3 protein-coding genes are annotated in these 2,735 nt (G+C 67.5%); all 3 read left to right on the top strand.

Annotated features, from left to right (window positions below):
* Positions 1-823 (top strand): B12-binding domain-containing radical SAM protein (locus U9980_RS27500; RefSeq protein ID WP_322770591.1); only part of this gene is annotated, 823 nt, incomplete at its 5' end.
* Between the two features lie 58 nt (positions 824-881).
* A complete protein-coding gene (locus U9980_RS27505; RefSeq protein WP_322770592.1) occupies positions 882-2,081 on the top strand; it encodes a DNA glycosylase AlkZ-like family protein in 1,200 nt (399 codons plus the stop codon).
* Positions 2,082-2,183: 102 nt separating this feature from the next.
* Entirely contained in the window at positions 2,184-2,465 is a 282-nt protein-coding gene (locus U9980_RS27510; protein ID WP_322770593.1) for a MazG nucleotide pyrophosphohydrolase domain-containing protein, read from the top strand.
* Positions 2,466-2,735: the final 270 nt, after the last annotated feature.

A 2,735-nucleotide genomic window follows, 5' to 3' on the forward strand; every position in this document is an offset into this window, starting at 1 on the left:
GCCGTTACCTGCCCGGCACCTGCTGCCCGTCGAGGACTTCGTAATGGAGGACCGGTTGGCGGGGCGGGCCGTCCGCATGGCGCATGTGATGTTCAGCCGTGGATGCCCGTTCCCCTGCTCGTTCTGCGCGGCCGGGCAGACCCGGATCCAGTACCGCTCCGGAGCCAGCGCCCGCGCCGAGCTGACTCACCTGATCGACCGGTACGGCATCGGGGGATTCGCGATCGTCGATGACAACTTCATCGTCCACAAGGGGAAGGTCTGCGATATCTGTGACTCGATCGCCGACCTCGACCTGTCCTGGTCGGCGCTGTCCCGTGTCGACACCATCGACCCGGCACTGCTGAAGAAGATGGCGGCGGCGGGCTGCATCGAGATCAAATTCGGGGTCGAGTCCGGTAGCGAGCAGCTCCTACGCGCGATGCGGAAGAACACCACCCGCGCGCAGATCAAGGCGGCGTTCGCCGCGACCGCCGACGCCGGGATCGAGGGTAAGGCGTTCATCATCCACGGCTTCCCGGGGGAGAACGAGGAGACGACCGCGGAGACGATGAGCCTGTTGACCGAGTTAGGCTCGTCCCTGAGCCGCGTGTCGCTGTTCCGATTCGTTCCACTGCCCGGCACGCAGGTCTACGCCGACCCCGTCCGGCACGGGCTGCGCGGTACGCACACCCAGGCCGACTGGGACGGGGACTGGTCCAAGTTCCACATTCACCATAATGATCTGCATTGGTGGGGCACGCCGGAGCAGTGGCAGGAAACCGAGGACTCCTACCGGCGACTGCGCGACTTCGTCGAGGACCACTGGAACGCACAGGGATGAACCCGTTGCGACGAAGGCCGCTGTCCGTGTGCCTGCCGGACGCTGATAGCGTGCCGTAGTGGTCGTCGCCGCTCCCCGTACCGTAGGGGCTGTCACGCTGACGGGTGACCAGGCCGGCCATGTGTGGAACTGGATACTCGCCCGGCAGGGACTACATCCCGAGCAACGCCTGTCGTCCGTGGCGGAGATCGCCGATGCCGGGCTGGGAATCCACGCCGCGCGCTTGCCGAGTCCGTTCGCGACGGTGCTCGCCCGCGCGGCCAGCCCTAATATCGCGATGACGCTCCTCACCCCGCTGGAAGGCATGACGACCCTGCGCTGCATGCGCAAGACGCTGCATCTCCTCCCGCTCGACCTGGCGGCCATCGCTCACGCGGCGACCGCCAGGTACCGATTGCGGGACGCGGCGCGGATGGCCGTCAACGCTGGCGTGTCCCGGCCAGCCCTCGCCAGGGCAACCCAGCAGCTCACCGAGCTGCTCGCGGAGGGCGCACTGCCGGTGCGGCAGATCGAGGCGGCGCTGACCGATCGCAGCACGCCAGTCAGCACCGTCCGCGTAGCGTTGAAAGCAGCCTGGGAGCAGGGGGCGTTGACCTACCTGAACCAGTCGGGATGTTGGAATGCCGAACGCCGGGCGTTCGCGCTGACCGCTGACATTCACCCCGGCCTCGACGTCGCCCGTGACCCTGGCGGAGCCACGCGGGAGCTTGTGCGTGCCTACTTCCTTCGCTACGGCCCAGCGACCCTCCGAGATGCGACGTGGTGGTCGGCCCTGTCCAGGTCCGCCGTCGCCGCCGCGCTCGGTGCTGCCGAGGTCGCGTGGCTGGAGGTCACCACACCGTGGTGCGCTGCGCCGGCGTACATGGCAGCTGCGCAGTATGAGCAGTTCCTCGCGGCCGACGCCGCCACCTTCGCGACCGGGCTGAACCTGCTCGCGCACGAGGATGTCGCGCTCAAGGCGTACTTCGAAACTCGCGGCCGGTACCTGGCCGGGCTGCCGTCGGATCGCGCCTTCAACCAGATCGGCGAAGCCCTGCCTACCCTGCTAGTCGACGGTCATGTTCAGGGCACCTGGAGGTGGGATCCGGCCGGCCGGGCCGTCCGTCCGATGCTCGCCCGCGACCGAGCATCCCGCTTGCTGCTGCGCCGCGTGTCCTCCGCCGCTGAGACGCTCACCGACGCGTTGCGCGCCGGCTCACGCGGCCGACGACCCCGCCCCGTTTTCCCCCGTCCCGACCAGCTTGCCCTGATCTACTGACGCCCGTCTGCCCGGACATGCCCGTCCCGTTCACGAAAGGTTCCTGTGCGCCCTCTCGCCGAAGACTTCGATCTGAGTGACCTGCAGCAGTATGTGGCCGCGATGGAGGAGGAACGCGGTTTCTCCGACCGCACCGTCACGGAACAGGCGCTCCTGCTCGGCGAAGAGGTCGGCGAGCTGTTCAAAGCGGTCCGCAAGCGCCAGAACCTGAGCACGGCGGCCGGGTCGTTGGTCGGCTCGGTCGACGAGGAGCTCGCCGACATCCTGATCTTTGTGTGTGCCATCGCTAACCGGCTCGGCATCCGGCTCAGCGATGCCCTCGTGCACAAGGAAGCCTTCAACGAGGCACGCGTGTGGGCGTCGACGACAAGCTCGGCCTCCTAATACTCCAACCCGACTTTTGTGATCAGTTGATCCTGGCGGGCTGACGGTGTGTCAAGGGCGGTGCGCTGAACCGGCGCGCCCCGAGGCCGCGTCTGGGCATGAGGAAGCCACCGGTGAACCTTACGGGTTGTGTGGACTCGAAAAAATCAACCGGTGGCTGTATGTCCCAGCGTAGACCCCGACGGATGGAGCGAGGCGTTCGGAGACCGGCTCGACCTACCACCGGCGGCTGTACACCGAGGGCGGGATCTTCCGGGTCGTCGCCGACGA

Origin of the sequence: Protofrankia sp. Cr1, assembly GCF_963555865.1 — a bacterium.
Taxonomy (GTDB): domain Bacteria; phylum Actinomycetota; class Actinomycetes; order Frankiales; family Frankiaceae; genus Protofrankia.

What these genes read in the sequence shown, in the direction of transcription:
- U9980_RS27510 (WP_322770593.1), top strand. Translation starts at nt 2,184, where the DNA reads ATGGAGGAGGAACGCGGTTTCTCCGACCGCACCGTCACGGAACAGGCG.